This window comes from Phocaeicola vulgatus ATCC 8482 (assembly GCF_000012825.1).
Lineage (GTDB): Bacteria > Bacteroidota > Bacteroidia > Bacteroidales > Bacteroidaceae > Phocaeicola > Phocaeicola vulgatus.
Genome location: NC_009614.1, coordinates 1,553,264 through 1,572,940, shown reverse-complemented (window position 1 = coordinate 1,572,940; position 19,677 = coordinate 1,553,264). Strand labels below are relative to the sequence as shown.

Below are 19,677 nucleotides of genomic sequence, written 5' to 3'. Positions count from 1 at the left end.
ACTCCTGCTATAAACATCGGCAATTTAGAGAAAATATCCTAGGCTGCAAAGCTATAGAAGAAAAAAATATCATTCACCTACTCTCGATAATAAGGATTCAATTTCACAGGAATAGGAGCATGAGTTTCTTGAATCCACTTCATCAGTTTCTGATAAAGTTCTCCTCGTTTTACAGGATTTGAACCTGATAGATCTTGTGATTCTCCCAGATCATTCTTCAAATTAAACAGTTCCATAGACTTATCTTCATAATGATATATCAATTTCCAATCACCTGAACGAATACTGGAATAAGGTTTTGCACGGAAATCTCTTCCCCCGTTTAAATAAGACTCCAAATAAGCCGGAAAATGCCAGAAAAGATCACGTTCCGTCTCATTATTATTTATAAGCGTAAAAATATCTTTTCCATCTAAGTTAGCAGGAATCTTACCCTGTGCCAAAGTAACAAAAGTTGGATAAAAATCAACTCCTGTTATTGGAACAGATGAACGGATGCCTCCTTCTATTTTACCAGTCCACCTTATAATCAACGGCACACGGCTCCCACCTTCATAAGGCATTCCCTTTCCTCCATTTAACGGATAATTGTCTGTCACTGGTTCCGAACCTCCATTATCTGAATAAAAAATGACTATTGTACGATCTGCTATTCCTAATGTCTTAATAACTTGGCATATCCTACCAACACTATCATCTAGTTTTTCAATCATTGCAGCATATATAGGATTCTTATGATATTTACCGGGAGTTTTATTACGATATTTATTTATCAATGAATCAGGTGCTTGCAAAACCGTATGTACGGCATGATGGGACAAATGTAAGAAAAAAGGACCTTCACTATGAGATTTTATAAAAGAAACAGCTTCTTCAGTCAACCGATCAGTAAGATATTCACCCAATATACCTTCTTCTAATCCCACATGACATTTACTTTTATCAGGCAGACAATAGGGATAAAAATAAGAATAGGGAGCTCCTGCTCTATTACCGCCCACATTCCATATAAATCCCTGTGACAAGGGTCCTGTACCGTCCTCATCATCCCCCAAATGCCACTTCCCGATATGACCACACTGATAACCCTGTTCTTGCAAAGCCTCGGCCATAGTCACAAAGTCGGCACAGACATCTTCTACATTGGGAATAGCTATATATTTACGTTTGGTACGATCACCACGGTCGGGAGGACTAACTGTATATACTCCATGGCGTGGCGTGTACATTCCTGTCATCATACAAGCACGGCTAGGTGCTGAATTGGCGGCTGCAGCGTAAGCATTGTCAAACAATATTCCTTCTGTAGCAAGACGGTCTATATTAGGAGTTTCATAATAATCACTGCCCATTACACCCAAATCCGTCCAACCTAAATCATCAGCCAAAATAAACACGATATTAGGTTTTTCTTTTGTAACTATATCGATAGAAAAGCTCTGTTGTATTCCTACGGTACACAACACTACAGTAGTCAATCCTATTTTCTGAAATCTCATTTTATTTCGATTTTTCTAAGTTTAAAAACCAAACAAGACCGTCTCCATACGTTATTCCGCATTTGAGACAGCCTCATTCGTATCACACTATAAATTACCAACCAGGATTCTGTTCCAGTTCTGGGTTCAATAATATTTCGGTAGTCGGTACTTGATACAAATAATATTTATCTAACCAACCTTTACCTTCTTTTAGAGGATCATTGAAAAGATACAAATTACCTTCCGTCAATGAACCGTCAGTTCCATCAGAATAACCAGTTGCAGGATTATATAAAGTCATATTATTTTTCATTGCCTCTTCTTTACTCATCCAAAGACCAGTTGCAGGTTTATTGAGGAACCACGGAGCCATACGCCAACGACGGATATCATAAATACCAAATCCCTCACCCATCAATTCTATAATACGTTCGCGACGAATTTCCCATAAGACAGGATCAACCAAAATACCACTTTCATTACCTTTAGGATAGTATTTTCCACGGTTAGGATCAAAACTATCATTAATGTCAGCAACCACCATTTTGACTACACCGGCACGATCACGCAACTTATTGATTGTTTTGTCTGCAACCCCTTGGTCAAATACTCCCAATTCAAATTTGGCTTCAGCTTCATTCAACAGGACTTCTTCAATTTTAAAAATAGGTTTGTCAGCTGTATTCAAATTACCATTATTAAAGCTGGTTTCCCAGTTATCCCAATTCTTCCATACATAGTAGCCTGAACGGCAAGTCACAAATGCTCCAGTACCTAATCTTGGTATTTCAGGTACAAGTGATGCACTCCAGTTCTGCCCAGGCAAACGTTTCATACCAACACCCGGGTTACTGCAACTTTCATTTGCTCCCATAATATCAATATATTCACGGTCTGCCGGATTGTCTGTATACGACCAGGTAGGATAGTCGCCTTTTCCAGATTTTACTTTATAAGGAGGTATAACCGTGTGATACAAACGCGGGTCACGGTCACGAAATACCGCATACATGTCCTTATTTCCATGGTAGCCCGATCCGTCAGCCAAAATCGGCTTGCCATTCTTCATCAAATAAAGATCTACCGTATTCTGGTTCATCTCCACATAGTGTGAAGAAGTATGTTCAATATAACTCATGCCCATAGGATTTATATCCTTCACATAAGATTTATAGAGAATGATACCTGGAACTTGTCCCAAATCCTCTGTTGTCCACATTTCACCATATCCGGCACCGGGTTGACCGTCTGTTCCTGTGTAAAGAGTAGGATAAGCGGCCATTAATAACTCGGATGCGCGTACACACTCTTGCAGATATTTTTCAGCATCACCCAATTCATGATATTTCCTCCATGTACCTTCACGTAATCCGAAACGCGAAATAACGGCACGTACACAATCTTGGTTAATCGTATTGTCCCCATCCTGTGATGTGAAATTTCCAATATTCTGTTCCGCCCATTGCAGACGTTCCAATACCTTGTCGGCTACGGTTTTTCTATCCACACGAGGTCCATAAGCTTCGGGAGAATCTTCCTGCAATACCTGGTCCACCCAAGGCACATCGCCAAAACGATCTATCAATTCCATATACCAAAAAGAATGAAAAAAATATCCTACTGCACGCCAATGGTCTTTCTGAGCCTCTGTCATACTAGAATTATCAATGTGTGAAAGCATGATATTGACACGGCGGATAAATGATTTAAAATCCCAGCCATTACCGGATGCTACACTGGCAACTGTCTGATAAGCAAATTCATTGTAGCCACTTTCATATTTTTGCTGAAAGTATCCTGCTGCCATATCGCCCTTATACTGTCCGTCTTGTCCGAATCCTTGTAAGGAAGTGCGAATAGTATTATTTGTAAACATCTCATAACAAGGCCACATAAAAGCCTTGAAGTTATCGTAGGAATTGAATGCATTATTCTCCGTCAAGTCTGTAACAGGAGTCTTTTCCAAGAAACTATCATTACAACTAGAGAGGCTGATTCCTGCGAGAATTGCTAAACTTATAAATAATCTTTTCATATACTCGTACTAATTTAAGGTTTATAATGTAAGATTAAGCCCAAAGGATACTGTGCGGAATGCGGGATAATCCCATTTCAGCGTTTCCGGGTCGATACCCTTTGGCAATGATGAGAACGTTGCCAGATTTTCTACACTGACAAAAGCACGTAACTGCGACAAAGATATTTTGGTAATCCATGCTTTGGGGAATGTATATGACAAAGTAACATTCTTGATACGCAGATAAGAAGCATCGGACAAGTACTTGTCTGACTGGCGGTAATTAGAGCCTTGGTTACCATAGTTGCCATAAATACGTGGGAACTCAGCATTAGGATTAACTGCTGTGTAATCACCATTGGCAGCATCTACCGGTTGCCAGTAATCACCCAAACCTTTATATAAAGGAATAAACTTAAAGTCAGAATATAATGGGAAAGTCAATGTATTGGCAATCCATTTATCGCGTTTACCGGTTCCTTGCAAAAAGGCACTCAAATCAAAACCTTTATAGTTTAATCCTAGATTAATACCATAAAGATAACGAGGAGTTTCATTACCAATCACTTTACGGTCGCCCGGATTATTCAACGTATTGTTACCGCTGGAAATCATATTTGTCCCTCTTTCATCATCCATTAAGTTCTTGAACTTCACATCACCCGGACGAGGATTATAGCCATCTATGCTTGGAACGCCATCCTTTAATTTCCATGAAGAAGTATCGACAAAATCGTCTACGGTATAATAACCATCTGTTTCATATCCCCAGATTTCGCCTAATTCCTTACCTTTATAAAACTCCCAAAATGTATATGTTCCACCCGTCAGCGCATTCGTCTTTTGGCTGCTTAATATGTAGGATGAGTTACTGTCATACTTCACAATCTTTGACTTGCTGTCGGACAGGTTGAAACCGACTCGGTAGCTCACCTTTCCAATCTGGTCGCGCCAATTGAAACTCAGTTCCCAGCCACGTGTACGCATATCTGCCGTATTCTGATAAGGAGCATCCGCACCTACTACAGCAGGCAATTGCACACCCGGAGCAAGCATGCCGTTCGTATTACGCTGATACCAGTCAAAAGTACCTGTAAAGCGATTACTGAACATAGAGAAATCAATACCGATGTCTAATGTCCCTACCTTTTCCCAAGTAAAGTTACGACTTACCAATGAAGGAATAGAAGTAATAGCGGTTACATAATTACCATTGGATATCCAACCATTGTATTTATTATTCACCGCCATAGTTGGAATAAACGAATAAGCAGGCACGTTCTGGTTACCAATCATACCATAAGAAGCACGTAGCTTCAAAGAACCTAACCAATTCTGAGTACTTTCCATGAATTTTTCCTGTGCAATGTTCCAACCGGCCGAAACAGAGGGGAAGAAACCGTAACGTGATTCTTTAGGAAACTTAGAAGAACCGTCATAACGTCCGTTTACTTCCAGCAAATATTTATCCTGATAGTTGTAATTCACACGGAAGAATCCGCCGCGAACAGAAAACTCATTATACTTGTCCGTAGCTTTCAATGTAGATGTACCCGAACCCAATGAAGGCACCTCAATAACAGCTTGTCCATAGGATAAAGCCTCCATTGTTTCCTGATAACTGGATTCTTGATTGAAACCTGCCATTATCTTAAACTGATGATTACCCAATGAGAAATCATAAGTACCATACAAGTTGATTGAGTTATAGTCGGTATATCTTTTCTTTTTTTGTAAATAGTCATTGGTCGGAGTCGTGTCTTTACCACCTTGCACAGTAGTATATACCACACTTCCCGTATACCAGCTATAATCATATATATTCTTGTCGAAAGTATATTCAAATGCTATTTCAAATCCCTTTAATGGCTTCAATATAGACTTCAGGAAAATACGAGGATTGTCATACAATGTTTTTTCTGGATTGGACCAACGTATCTGATTGGACGGAGTAAAGAAAGGTAATCCATCGCCTGCAGCAGAAATACCTTCCGGCATATTGCCTTCCGGATAGAAAGAAGCAAGACGAGTACTGTAAACAGCGCCCAAAGCAGACTTTGGCTCCATTCTTTTACTATGTGCATAGCTAAAAGTGGCTTCCTGAGTAAACCATTTTGTAACATTGGCAGATATAAATCCACTGACATTCATTCGTCTGTATTTATCCTTGTCAGTAATCAGCACACCGTCATTATCAATAAATCCGGCAGAAAGACGATAACGGAGCTTATCAGTACCACCTGTCATTGATATATTATGTGTATGCTGGAAACTAGTCTCAAGCATGTTCTTCACCAAGTCCTTTTCATTCATATAATAAACAGCCCCATCCGTATCTTTAAAGATACCATCGCCGACAGTAGGAATAGAAGACGGATTATTACGATATTGCTCCAAATATCCCATCCATTTGCTTACACTAGGCGAACCCATTGTCCAGAATTGATCTCCGGCTGCATCAGAATAGGCCTGCAAATATTCCATCAACGGTGCCTGTTCTGGCAAATTCATGGCAGTTGCAAAGGCAAAGTTATTATTATAATTCAGTTGGAAAGAAGTTTCTCCTTTCGGACGTTTGGTAGTAACCAAAATTACACCACCGGCAGCACGGGCACCATAAATGGCAGCTGAAGCAGCATCTTTCAACACTGTAACCGTTTCAATATCCTCAGGATTAACCATATCCAAGTCTCCTTCCACATTGTCAATCAAAATCAAAGGCTTGATAGCACTACCATAAGAACCATCATCATTTTTAATACCTACAGAATAAGCGCCACGAATCTGGAATGACTTACTTTTACCTGGAGCATTGCCATCACTAGACACAAACAAGCCGGGAACCGTACCTTGCAATGCATCAGCAGCTTGTGACAAAGGACGATTGCCTATCACTTCATCCATCTTGACCGAGGCAACGGCTCCTGTCAGGTTTGCTTTTTTCTGCGAACCGTATCCCACTACCACCACTTCATCTAAAGTTTCAGTGTCCTCACGTAATACCACCTGAATAGTTTTTGTATCACGTACAGTTACCTCTTGAGATTTATAACCAATATAACTGATTTGTAACTTCACAGGAAATTCAGAAACTTCTAAAGAAAATTTTCCATCAAAATCTGTGATACACCCGTTAGTAGATCCCATTACCACAACAGAAGCACCAATAACTGGTTCTTTTGCCACATCCATAACCAATCCGGTAATTGCATTTTGTCTTGATTGCTGGGGTTTATAAACAGAAATATGCTCCCCTTCCACTTTATAACGGATATTTTTCCCTACAAACAACATCTCAAGCACCTCTTCCACACTTTTATTTTTAACATCAATAGATACTTTCTCATTCATATTAATATCATTATTACGAACAAGGAAAGAGTAGCCGGTCTGTTTTTCAATCTCATAAAAAACCCGACTCAAAGCCACTGAACGCTGTTGTATAGAAAGTTTTGCCTCCTGAATAGGCAATGCGGCCATAGTGACATTTCCCCATAGTAGAAATGAAACTATCCATACAAGAGAGAGGCAATGCCCCCTACGAACTTTACAAAAGTTTTTTTTCATACTTAGAATTTTTAGTTAACAATTATTTAAGCATGTACTTTTCACAGTACTTTTTATCTATCAGTTACCGGTCTGTAATAACTATTGTTTTTCCTTTCTTTCTCCACATAAACTTATTATCCACATCTAAATAAGAAAGAATTTCATCCAAAGTCAGATTCGTATCTATACTTCCTGAAAAATATTCAGTATACACTTTCCGAGACTGCACAAGTATCTGTACATCATATTTTTTCCCGATTGTTTTCAAAATATCAAATAACTTTTCATTAACAAATACCAGTCTTCCTGTAGTCCATGCTGCTTGAGATACCGCATCTATCTTTCTCATAGACAATACCTTATCATTTTTATTATAAACAGCTTGCTCATCAGGAGAAAGAAGAATATTCTTTTTAGCATCTGAAGTAGTGTAAACATTCACACTACCTTCCACAAGGCTCACTTTTATTTCCGCATCATCAGGATAAGAAGCCACATTAAATGTTGTACCTAATACTTTTATATTCAATTCCCCCGTATGAACAATAAAAGGCTTGAGCATATTTCTAGAAACTTTGAAATAAGCCTCACCTGAAAGAAAAACTTTCCGGTCAGTCCGCTGCTGCAAAGAAACATCATACTTTAAAACCGTCCCCCCATTCAGAAAAACAATGGTACTATCAGGCAATAATAATTTCGAACTGGCCCCCTGGGGAACCTCAATCTGACAATAAGAAGGAGTAAGAACTTCTGGACTAGGCGAATGATATAAATAAAAGAATGTTATACTACAACCAATCAGTAAAGTCCATATAGCAACGCTTCTCCAAACGCTTATTTTACGGAAAAAAGAATGTTTACGAGAAGAATAGAAATTCAATGTATCACACAATTGCTCAAAGTTTTGCTCTTTCCTGCGTGCAAACCAAGAAGAGGATGCCAATGCATAAGAACGGGCTATTTCACGATATTTTTCGCGACAAGTATTCTCTCTTTTCAGTAATATAGTTAGTTTCTGCATATCTTCAGACGAGATTTCGCCTTTCAGATAATCCAGCATTATTCGTTCAAATTCATCTATTTGGCTGTTCATTTTATATCTTTGGAATTATCTACTATAGATAATACACAAGCAACAGACAAAACATTTAAGCCAAAAACAGATTTTTTTCATTCTTTTTTTAGAAAAGAAAAAATAATAGAATCCCTACTCTAGATCCCACCTTTTCTCTTATTTTATCCATGGCATTTTTTACATGTACTCTGACTGTATTGACTGAAATATTATTTTTATCTGCAATCTCTTGAGGAGTCAGATTGGAATAAAGATATTGCTCAAAAATGAACCTGCATTTATCAGGCAAGGAAGACACTATATTTTGGACTGATTTTTCCAAATCAGCTAATTCCATTTCTTGCAAAGGCGAACACTCGGAAGCACAAAATTCTTCTTGATACTCAAGTAATGCTTCACGGTATTCATCTATAATTCTTTCACGGCTGTGAAGCGAACGGAGGTAATTCAAACACCCGTTCTGAATAGCACGTATCAAATAAGCATGAATAGGAAAAGATAACTCACCACGCCTATACCATATTTTAGCAAAAGTTTCATTAACTATATCTTGCGCTTCCACAGGGTTAAAGATATAAGAATTAGCACAAGCACAGAGATAGACAAAATAGCTATTATATAAAACCTCAAAAGCTTTTTCTTCTCCTTTGTTTATTCTTTCAATCAAATCTTTATCTACTATACTTGCATCCATCTTTATTAAGACTATTAATATTGCAAATATAGCATTTCTTAAAAACATCATGCCAATAAAACTATTTCTTATTAAAAAACTCTAGTAATAATCAACTGAAAAAAGAAATAAGTTCCAGCTCATAATCTGAAGAATAATACCTAACTTTGTTTCCGACGAAAATCAAACCCTAAATAAAATGAACAAAAAGCTATTATTCTCCCTGTTACTGGCAGGAACAGCTTTCACCGGACATGCCGATGAGGCTAGATTACTCCGTTTTCCCGCTACCAATGGCTCCGACATTGTCTTTTCTTACGCCGGAGATCTGTACAAAGCACCTTTGAATGGAGGAGAAGCACAAAAGCTGACTTCCCATATCGGTTATGAAATGTTCGCACGTTTTTCTCCGGATGGAAAATCAATTGCTTTCACCGGTCAATATGACGGTAACACTGAAGTATATCTGATTCCAACTGACGGAGGCGAACCCCAACGACTTACCTACACAGCAACAAACAACCGGGATGACTTAGGAGATCGAATGGGTCCCAATAACATAGTAATGACTTGGACGCCGGATGGAAAAAACATAGTCTACCGCAATCGTATCAGTGACGGTTTTGATGGCAAACTATGGAGCATATCGAAAAACGGAGGAATGCCCGAAGTGATTCCATTACCCGAAGGAGGTTTTTGCAGCTATTCCCCCGATGGAAAAAAGCTGGCTTACAACCGGGTTATGCGAGAATTCCGTAATTGGAAATATTATCGCGGTGGCATGGCAGATGACATTTGGATTTATGATCCGGCTGCTAAGAAAGTAGAGAATATCACCAATAATATTGCACAAGATATTATCCCTATGTGGATAGGAGAGGAAATCTACTTTATTTCCGATCGGGATCGCACCATGAATATCTTTGTTTATAATATCCGGACCAAACAAACTGAAAAAGTAACTAACTATACGGATTATGATGTAAAATTCCCCAGCAGTAACGGACAAATTATTGTCTATGAACATGGAGGATACCTCTATAAACTGGATCCTAAAACGCGCAAATCAGAAAAAATCTCCATCACGCTGACTTCAGACAATATCTATGCCCGAAAAGAAATGAAACGGGTAGCAGATAACCTGACTGCCGCCAGCCTTTCACCGGATGGCCACCGTCTGGTAGTAACTGCTCGCGGAGAAGTATTCGATATCCCTGCCGAAAAAGGGGTAACCCGTGATATCACCCGCACCCCGGGAGCCAATGAACGGGAAGGAGAATGGAGTCCGAACGGTAAACAAATAGCCTATATCAGTGACCGTACCGGTGAAACTGAAATCTGGCTACAATCTGTCGAAGGGGGTGATCCCATCCAACTGACCCAAAACAATGATACTTATATCCGCCAACTGATGTGGAGCCCGGACAGCAAGAAAATACTTTATACCGACCGTAAAAACCGTATCGTAGAAGTTGATATTGCCTCAAAAGCGAAACGGACTGTCATGCAGAATCCGGAAGGAGAGTTCTATGAAGTGAACTATTCACCAGACAGCCAATGGATTACCTATACTAAATCCGGAGCTAATAACATGAGTGTCATTTATGTATACCATCTGACTTCAGGTAAGGAATATCCGGTGACCGAAAAATGGTACAGTTCTTCTTCACCTGTCTTCAGCACGGATGGAAAATACCTCATATTCAGTTCCGAAAGAGATTTTAATCCCATCTACAGCCAGACAGAATGGAATCATGCCTATAATCGTATGGGAGGAGTCTATATGGCCATGCTCGCCAATGACACACCGTCACCTTTATTACCTTCGGATGAAATGGTCAGCATAGAACAACAGACTACCGATGCGGCCAATAAAAAACCGGAAGCCACAAATAATACAGTTAAAATAGATCCGGAAGGCTTGCCCGGAAGACTGATTAAATTACCTTTACAAGCAGGTAACTACGATAATTTCTATTCAGACGGTAAAAAAGTGTGGTATGCCAATGGTAGAAGTACCAAAGTATATGATTTGGCTAAACAAAAAGAAGAAATCGTAGCCGAAGGAGCATATATGGATGTAGCTGCCAATCATAGGAAAGCATTGTTCTTTAAAGGAAATAATCTGTATATCTGTGATTTTCCATGCACTAAAGCCTCATTGGAAGAGAATATTAACTTAAGCGATATGGTTGCTCCCATTGATTACAGTCAAGAATGGGCTCAGATATTCGATGAAACATGGCGGGCTTTCCGTGACGGATTCTATCTGGAAAATATGCATGGAGCAGACTGGAATGCGATTAAAGAAAAATATGCTGTATTAGTTCCTCATGCAAAAACCCGTCTGGACTTGAACTATATCATCGGTGAGATGATTGCCGAGCTGGCTTGCGGACACGCTTATGTGAATCCGGGTGAAATAAAAGGTCCCGAACGTATTCCAATGGGATTACTGGGAGCTGAACTGAGTCGTGACAAGAGTGGCTTCTACCGTATTGACAAAATCCTACCGGGTGCAATTTACAGTCAGAAACTGCGTTCTCCCCTTACAGAACCGGGTATCGGAGTAAAAGAAGGGGATTATATCACAGCTATTGATGGCATCTCAACAGCTACTGTTGATAACATTTACAGTCTGCTGGCAGGCAAAGCCAATGTATTGACTGAACTAAGCATAAACCGTACCGCATCAAGTAAAGGAGTACGTAAAGTGGTCATTAAACCATTAGACAATGAATACCCATTGTATCATTATAACTGGGTACAGAATAATATCAAAAAAGTGGAAGAAGCAACTAATGGTCGTGTAGGTTACGTCTATATTCCCGATATGGGACCGGACGGTCTGAATGAATTCGCCCGCTACTTCTATCCCCAACTCGATAAAGAAGCCTTGATTATTGATGACCGTGCCAATGGAGGTGGTAATGTATCTCCAATGATTATCGAACGTTTGCTTCGTGAACCCTATCGCCTGACCATGCGTCGTGGATCAACCAAAATCGGTACCATTCCTGATGCAACACTAGTGGGTCCGAAAGTATTGCTAATCAATAAATACTCGGCTTCGGACGGTGACTTGTTCCCATGGAGTTTTAAGGCAAATAAAATCGGTAAAGTTATCGGTACTCGTACATGGGGTGGCATTATCGGTATCAGTGGCCCGTTGCCTTATATGGATGGTACGGATGTGCGTGTTCCGTTCTTTACCAATTATGATGCAAAGACCGGTCAATGGATAGTAGAAAATCATGGAGTAGACCCTGATATTCTGATTGATAATGATCCGGTAAAAGAACAGTCAGGTGAAGACCAGCAGTTGAATAAAGCTATTGAAGTAATTCTACAAGAGCTGAAGGATCGCAAACCGTTACCTTCTGTTCCGGCTCCGAGAACTTATAAAGATTTGGGAGTGGAATAAAAAATCATTCTTTTTAACAAAGCCCGTAGCTATCATTAAGCTACGGGCTTATCTATGTATAATTTTTTAATATAATGGATTTTGTATCAACAAATCATTTTTCTGCATTTCATCTAGATAAATAGGGAGTAAATAAGACTTATCATTCCATTTTCTCTCCTGCACATCAATAATGGAATAATTAGGCTCTGTAGCTCCATAAGGATAGCGAATATCTATTCCCTGAACATTCTTAATCACTTCAGGTGCAATCATCCAACGGCGGATATCAAAATAACGATGTTGTTCATAAGCTAATTCTATTTTACGTTCATTACGATAATGCTCTTTCAAGACATCTCCCGTTTCAGAATTTGGTATATCAGGCATTCCCGCTCTTTTACGAATCATATTGATATACTTACGAGCTTCAACATCTTCACCTAATTCTATGCATGCTTCAGCATAATTCAACAAAACTTCAGCATAACGTATCTGACGCCAAGGATAAGGTTGTTTATCATACTGATGATTAACTGAAGGGTCTAAAAATTTACGCATATAATATCCTGTGTAAGAACCATTCCAATCTTCAATAGGGCCTTGGCGAGTATCTAAGCCTGGTGTATAACTTCCATCTGACTGCTGATAATAAGCAGTTTGTACTATTCCTTCAGGATCACTACCTACTGTATCATCCGGACGTTGACGCCAATAAGAACCATTATACATAATAGAAGCATAGAAGCGAGGATCTCGATTTTGATAAGGGTAAGCTGCTTGTTGTGGATTATCCCAACTAAATTTACTACCATCTGCCATTTCGTAAGAATCAACTAATTGTCCTGTAGGAGTATTTCCACCCCAACCATGAAAACCATTAGGACTATTGAACAAACCAACACGAGGCAATTGAAAATCACTGCTATTATGATTTACATAATCATAATATTGTACCATAATATCTTCATCCGAATTATGACACAAGAAAATATCAGCATAGTTTTGAGTAGCTTCCTCTCTATTTTTCCATCCTCCATTTTCACCATACAGATGATATATACCTAAATCCATAACAGCTTTAGCAGCCTTTTTAGCCCGTTGCCAACGTTCCGTACGATCACCTCCCACATACCCTATAAGTTCAGGATGCTCATAACCGGATGCCCATAAAGACTGAGAAACAAATAAGTCACTAGCCGCATAAAGCAGGACACGGGCTTTCAAAGCCATAGCAGCACCTTTTGTTGCACGGGCTTTATCTCCGTTCAAAGGCAAAATAGAAGCTGCTTCATCTAAATCTTTCACAATAAAATCTACCGTTTCTTCAAACGTATTACGAGCTACGAGTAAATCATCAGAAGGAGTAAAAGATTTCTCAATCAAAGGGACACCACCCCATTGGCTCAACAACCAATAATAAAAATAAGCACGTAAATAATGCACTTCACCTTTCAATTTATCGACAACATCTCCTTCTAAAGCATATTTCTCTGCATTTTCAAAAAAGATATTACAGGCACGGATATTTTTATAAAGATTGGTCCAAGTTATATTATGGAAGGTTATAATCCAAAAATTAGGAGCAAGAATGCCTTGATAACTAGGACTCAATTCACTCATCACTACTGGCTGGCTCTCCCATGCCCAAACCTCCATTGACTCATCGCACAAAGAAGAAAGCATTACGGTATGAAATCCCCATTTCTGTCCCTCATAAATATTATTAACAAAAGAAGTTATTAATGATTCATCCGTCCAGACAACTGCATCTGAATAACGGTCTACTGGATCCACATCCAAAAAATCATCATTGCATGCTGTTAGCATAAGACATAGCAATACAAATAATCCATATAAACGTTTCATATTTTTCATTTTATTTAAAAAGTAAGGTTTACTCCAAAATTTATCACTTTATTCAACGGATAATTATATCCCGATCCGCTTGTGTTTTCGGGATCATAATCCTTCATATCAGGACTAATTGTCAGCAGGTTATAAGCATTAATATAAACACGTAAATGTTCCACACCTATTTTCTTACTCCATATAGATGGTACAGTATATCCCAATTCTATATTCTTCAAACGTATATAATCAGTTTTATGCAACCAGAATGTATTCTGCTGATTTATAAAATATTCATTACTTCGATTATAAGTACGAGGAAAATCGGCATCTGGGTTTTCCTCTGTCCAACGATTATCATAAAAACTTTTTAAGAAATTGGCAAAATCCCCCGACTCTGTCGTTTGATAAAAAACTCCTCCCATAGCACCTTGTAGTAAAAATGAAAGGTCAAAATCCTTATATCCTAAATCTACATTCAATCCACCTGTAAATCGTGGAGTACGACTCTTATCATTACGAACACGATCATTGCCATCTATCACATTGTCCCCATTTACATCTTTGAAAATAATATCCCCCGGACGTGCACCGGCCCAATGAGGATACGCATCTACAGCTGCTTGATCTTTAAATATGCCGATAGCTTCATAATAAAGTCCCGAATCGATAGGTTTGCCTGTGGACTTCTGCCATTCTGGAGTACCAGGTGCCTCATCCCAAAAAAGAATTTTATTTTTAGCATAAACCCCATTCAAGTTTATACCCAACCGAAAATCTTTGAAATTTCTACGATAATCAATATTGAAATCTACCCCTTGATTTTGTACTTTCCCTAAGTTTTCATCAGGAAGTACCAATCCGGAAGTGCCCGGAACAGAAGCATTTCGTTTCCATAAAATATCACTGCGGTTATTATGAAAATAGTCAATAGTAAATGCCAAATCTCCATTCAAAAATTGTAAATCAAGACCTATATTCTTTTGTGTAGCTGTTTCCCAAGTCACATTTTGATTAGGAGCTACTCCTTCTTTCAATGCTTGGTTCATCGTTGCACCATTATTAGTCAAATACATCAAATCATTGAAAGTATAGGAAGCCAAATACTGATAAGGATCAATCAAATCATTTCCTGTCTGTCCCCATGATGCCCGTACTTTGGCAAAACTAATAAAGGGCAATTTCTTTTTGAAAAAATCTTCTTCAGATATTACATATCCTAATGAAATACCTGGAAAGAATCCGAATTTATTAGAACGATCAAAAATATAGGAACCTTGATAACGCCAAACAAACTCTGCCAAATATTTAGACTTATAAGCATAGTTCACACGACCAAAATAATTTAAACGGGCTTCCTCATACCCTGTACCTGTATTATTCATTTCATCCTGACCACCAGCAAAAAGCTGGTCAATAGCGGCAGAAAGAAAATAACGACGATAAGCTTCAAATGAATCCCCCTTATCCGTGATACGTTCTACACCTGCTAGAATATTTACATCATGATCTTGAGCAAATGTATGGCTATAACTAGCGATACCACTCAATAATACCCCCAAATTATCTTCCATTGATTCTGTCAGACGAGGATCACTAAACCCTTTCTTTCCTTCCACCAATAGGGGCTGGCCATTTTCATCCATCGAAGTCCCATCCCATGAATACAAATACCAAGGTTTTTGCCATATTTTACGAAAACGGAACGTCTTATCGAGTGACGCAGTAGCCTTCAAAGTCAATCCCTCCACATAAGGCACCTTGATATTAACTCCGAAATCCCCATTTAACACATAACGCTTATCACGTTCATAACCAGTTTGATTGGTACATATAACTACCGGATTATCACCAAATTCAATGTCGGGTCCCGGACGACCATCAGGCCAATAAGCCGGTGAATTAGGTTTAGATCGCATCAGCATACGGAAAATATTCTCTGCAGAACGGGTTGGATATTTCCGATCTTCCATTCTTCCTGTTACATTGACATAAGTATCAACATATTTATTAATTTTCATATCAAGATTCATCTTCAAGTCATACTGATGGTAATTTGACCCACTATGACGATAAAATGCATCTTGTCCTTTGGCTGATACGCTAACAAAATATTTCACATTCTCTGTACCACCATCAATAGTAGCATTGGCATAAGTTTGTGGAGACCATGATTTCAATGTTTCATTAAACCAGTCCGTATCCGGATGTCCCCAAGGATCGGAACCATCAGCATATAATCTAAGATCATCTACCGTATAGCGACCCTTATTACCGGCATACTTATCTATTTCATTCATCAAAGTGGCATATTCCACAGCATTGGTCATTTCCGGTATTACAGTAGGAGCAGCTATTCCATAATTATAAGTAAAACCTACTCTCGGCTTGCCTGCTTTTCCTCGTTTTGTTGTAATCAAAATAACTCCATTGGCAGCTTGAGCACCATAAATAGCTGCTGAAGCATCTTTTAATACAGACATCGTTTCAATGGTACTTGGATCAATACGCTCCAAAGAACGTCCAGGTACTCCATCAACAACTACTAACGGATCAGCTTTTCCAAAGGTATTAACCCCACGAACAGTAATAGTAGCACCATCATATCCTGGTTCTGAAGTGTTAGAAACAGCGACCACGCCCGGTAAACGTCCAGCTAATCCTTGTGATACATTCGTTACTGGAGTTTTTGCCAGCTTCTCACCACCTACACTTGTTACAGAGCCGGATAATGTAGCTTTCTTTTGGGCCCCATACCCCACAATCACTACCTCATCTAATAATTCAGTATCTTCCTTCAAAAATATATCCAAAGATGTTTTTCCATTTATCGGAACTTCCTGAACTAAATATCCCACATAAGAAATACGCAATACAGCTCCTTTAGGAACAGAAAGCGTAAAGTTACCATCCAAATCAGTTACAGTACCATTTGAAGTACCTATTTCCAAAATAGAAACCCCCATAAGAGCTTCTTTTAATTTAGAGTCTATCACCCTACCTTTTACAGTCTGGTTTTGCGCCCAAGCTGTATTGGATATACTCAATACCAAAAACAGCAATAAAACAAAACGAAATGTTTTCATACTATTATATTTAGAATTAAACAAAAGTTATTATTATTTACTTGTACGAATGGATACAGTAGCCGGAACCAATCCGGGAGAAGCCACTTTCAACATTATCTTACCTTCTTTCCGTGTACTTTTTACTACCACTATAGCACGCCCTTTCCATGCTTTCCGCTGATAACCGATATAGCTATCCGTGTCTTTTAAATCAGCATTTCCCACAGCCACTATAGTACCTGCCCCTTTCACTTCAAAAGTTAATTGATTATCAGCATTCGGCTCCAGAATGCCTTCCTTATCTAATATTTCTACTGTGATAAAACTCAAATCCTGACCATTTGCCTTTATTTTTGTACGATCGGCCGTTAATTGAATTTTCACAGGTTTTCCGGCAGTCTGTAAGATCGTTTTCTCTATTTCTATCTCGGATTCCACACCTACCGCCTTCAATATTCCTGGCTCGTATGAAATAGGAAAGACTGCTTTGAATTGCTGTTCCTGTCCTGTAAATTGCTCGCCTATCAGCTTATCATTCAAATACAGACGTACTTTGGGATATCGGGAATAAATCTCTACCTCTATTTCTTTTCCTTCATGTCCCGGCCAATTCCAGCTTTCCCAAGTAGGCCAGACAGACCATAAGGTTTCCTTCACCTTACCATAATAATTATCCGGCTCTTTTACAGCCAAATAAAGTTTCTTATCAGGATTATACAACAAGTCACGATAATGTGATATAGGCTTTCTCCAACCTGTTAAATCAATATCTCCACAATAGGCCCCATGCCAAGGATAATGGTTACGTTGATAGTGTTCACCTTCCGATTCACCTGCATAATAAAATCGCCCGATACCCGATTCACCTAAATAATCAATAGCTGTCCAAACAAAATCACCAATAATATAATCATGATCATTAACCAATGACCAATTGGCAAAAACGTCTCGTGGGTAAGATTCAGTTTGCATAATAACACGGGAAGGTACACGCTGATGATCAACCGGCGCTCGATGCAGCAAATAATTATATCCCACTATTTCATGCACGGCAGCCAATGGATCATATATTTCCCAGTCATTATCCCAAGCAGCTAAAGCAGAAGTTACCGGACGACTGGGATCAAACTTATGTACATAGTCGGCCAACTTTCGAGCTGTAGTGACCACTTCCAATTTTTTACGCTCAATTACTTCATTACCAATACTCCAACAAAAAATAGAAGGATGATTGCGGTCACGAAGTACCATGGATTCGATATCCCGTTGCCACCATTGATCAAAAAGAATAGAATAGTCATATTGATTCTTACTGTCACGCCAACCGTCAAAGGTTTCATCTATAACCAATAATCCGAGACGATCACAGGCATGGAGGAACTCTTCTGAAGGAATATTATGCGAAGTACGTACCGCATTAAATCCCGCAGCCTTCATTAATTCTACTTTCCGTTCTTCAGCACGATCATAAGCCGCTGCCCCCAGACAACCGTTGTCATGATGTAAACATCCACCATTTAAAATAATTCTCTTGCCATTCAAGAATAATCCTTGTTCAGCCGAATAAGTAACCGTCCGAATACCAAAAGATTCCGTTATACTATCTATTACATCACCCGCTTCAGTCACTAGAAAGTGTGCATTATATAAATGAGGGGACTCAGGACTCCACAAAGCAGGATACAATACAGAAATTTTTTGTGTTATTTCCTTTATTCCATTGGCAGGCAAATCCACTTTTATTTCTCCTTTTCCAGATTCATCATTTCCTTTAGTCAACTTTGTTGTCAAGGTAATCTGTCTGTTAGAAGAAGTTTCATTTCTCAAAATAGTTTTTATTTGTACAACAGCTCTCTCCTCACTCACCTCAGGAGTAGTTATAGCTATCCCCCAATGCTCTATATGAATAGGATTCATCACTGTCAGCCACACATGCCGGTAAATGCCTGTACCAGTATACCAGCGACAATTTTTCTGCTGCGAATTATCTACCCGTACAGCAATAATATTCTTATCATCATAACGCAGATAAGGAGTCAGATCATAGTAAAAAGATGAATATCCATAAGGACGAATTCCTATAGATTTTCCATTAACAAAGACTTCTGAATTCATATAAACTCCTTCAAAGTAAATACCCACTTTCTTGCCTCTATACTTAGAAGATATTTCAAATGACTTACGATACCATCCTGTTCCTGCCGGAAAATAACCTCCATCATTCCCCATTGGATTTTCCGGATCAAGAGTTCCTTCTATACTCCAATCATGAGGTAAATCAAGTATCCTCCAATCAGCGTCATCGTATGTATTCAATGAAGCGTCAGGATAATCTCCCAACTTGAATTTCCAATCATAATCAAAAAGTTGCTTTCGATATTCACTTTCCGGATACGCATCTGCTCCGAAACAAACTCCCCATAACAGGAAAAGTGCGGTTAGTAATTTGATACTATCCCAACAGACTAATGGTAACTTCTTTTTCTTCATGCTTTATAATTTAAGAATCATGAAACAAAAGAAGCCATATCCTAAAAACAACAGGGTATCGAAACACTTT

General features: G+C 38.8%; 9 protein-coding genes. 1 reads left to right on the top strand and 8 read right to left on the bottom strand.

Annotated elements, in window-relative coordinates; genetic code table 11:
- Nucleotides 1-77 precede the first annotated feature (77 nt).
- The 5 genes from BVU_RS05860 to BVU_RS05840 all read right to left on the bottom strand — a co-directional run bounded on the left by BVU_RS05860 (nt 78) and on the right by BVU_RS05840 (nt 8,816).
- Complete coding sequence (locus BVU_RS05860) at nt 78-1,499, bottom strand: sulfatase (protein WP_007834230.1); 1,422 nt, start codon at nt 1,497-1,499, stop codon at nt 78-80.
- 94 nt (nt 1,500-1,593) lie between these two features.
- Nucleotides 1,594-3,516: a RagB/SusD family nutrient uptake outer membrane protein gene (locus BVU_RS05855; RefSeq protein WP_011965073.1), complete on the bottom strand. Its 1,923-nt coding sequence runs from the start codon at nt 3,514-3,516 to the stop codon at nt 1,594-1,596.
- Nucleotides 3,517-3,537: 21 nt separating this feature from the next.
- The gene (locus BVU_RS05850; RefSeq protein WP_007834225.1) at nt 3,538-7,065 is read right to left on the bottom strand and encodes a TonB-dependent receptor; all 3,528 of its coding nucleotides are present in this window, start codon (nt 7,063-7,065) and stop codon (nt 3,538-3,540) included.
- A gap of 64 nt (nt 7,066-7,129) precedes the next feature.
- Nucleotides 7,130-8,140, bottom strand: coding sequence for a FecR family protein (locus BVU_RS05845; protein ID WP_008674594.1), 1,011 nt, complete (start codon nt 8,138-8,140; stop codon nt 7,130-7,132).
- 88 nt (nt 8,141-8,228) lie between these two features.
- Nucleotides 8,229-8,816: an RNA polymerase sigma-70 factor gene (locus tag BVU_RS05840; protein ID WP_005844047.1), complete on the bottom strand. Its 588-nt coding sequence runs from the start codon at nt 8,814-8,816 to the stop codon at nt 8,229-8,231.
- A 178-nt stretch (nt 8,817-8,994) separates the two neighbouring features.
- On the opposite strand from BVU_RS05840, the gene BVU_RS05835 reads away from it, so the two are divergent.
- Complete coding sequence (locus BVU_RS05835; protein WP_011965072.1) at nt 8,995-12,219, top strand: S41 family peptidase; 3,225 nt, start codon at nt 8,995-8,997, stop codon at nt 12,217-12,219.
- Between the two features lie 66 nt (nt 12,220-12,285).
- Here the strand turns inward: BVU_RS05835 and BVU_RS05830 are convergent, their stop codons facing one another.
- From BVU_RS05830 to BVU_RS05820, 3 genes are read right to left on the bottom strand one after another with little or no spacing between them, the layout of a single operon-like run.
- The gene (locus BVU_RS05830) at nt 12,286-14,067 is read right to left on the bottom strand and encodes a RagB/SusD family nutrient uptake outer membrane protein (protein WP_008666490.1); all 1,782 of its coding nucleotides are present in this window, start codon (nt 14,065-14,067) and stop codon (nt 12,286-12,288) included.
- Between the two features lie 14 nt (nt 14,068-14,081).
- Nucleotides 14,082-17,135: a SusC/RagA family TonB-linked outer membrane protein gene (locus BVU_RS05825; protein WP_011965071.1), complete on the bottom strand. Its 3,054-nt coding sequence runs from the start codon at nt 17,133-17,135 to the stop codon at nt 14,082-14,084.
- Nucleotides 17,136-17,168: 33 nt separating this feature from the next.
- On the bottom strand, nt 17,169-19,607 hold the full coding sequence (locus tag BVU_RS05820; RefSeq protein ID WP_011965070.1) for a sugar-binding domain-containing protein: 2,439 nt from the start codon (nt 19,605-19,607) through the stop codon (nt 17,169-17,171).
- Nucleotides 19,608-19,677: the final 70 nt, after the last annotated feature.

Bases quoted from the DNA above. Each gene is read 5' to 3' on its own strand.
- BVU_RS05835 (WP_011965072.1), top strand. From the start codon at position 8,995: ATGAACAAAAAGCTATTATTCTCCCTGTTACTGGCAGGAACAGCTTTC.
- BVU_RS05820 (WP_011965070.1), bottom strand. From the start codon at position 19,607: ATGAAGAAAAAGAAGTTACCATTAGTCTGTTGGGATAGTATCAAATTA.
- BVU_RS05855 (WP_011965073.1), bottom strand. From the start codon at position 3,516: ATGAAAAGATTATTTATAAGTTTAGCAATTCTCGCAGGAATCAGCCTC.
- BVU_RS05860 (WP_007834230.1), bottom strand. From the start codon at position 1,499: ATGAGATTTCAGAAAATAGGATTGACTACTGTAGTGTTGTGTACCGTA.
- BVU_RS05830 (WP_008666490.1), bottom strand. From the start codon at position 14,067: ATGAAACGTTTATATGGATTATTTGTATTGCTATGTCTTATGCTAACA.
- BVU_RS05850 (WP_007834225.1), bottom strand. From the start codon at position 7,065: ATGAAAAAAAACTTTTGTAAAGTTCGTAGGGGGCATTGCCTCTCTCTT.
- BVU_RS05825 (WP_011965071.1), bottom strand. From the start codon at position 17,135: ATGAAAACATTTCGTTTTGTTTTATTGCTGTTTTTGGTATTGAGTATA.
- BVU_RS05840 (WP_005844047.1), bottom strand. From the start codon at position 8,816: ATGGATGCAAGTATAGTAGATAAAGATTTGATTGAAAGAATAAACAAA.
- BVU_RS05845 (WP_008674594.1), bottom strand. From the start codon at position 8,140: ATGAACAGCCAAATAGATGAATTTGAACGAATAATGCTGGATTATCTG.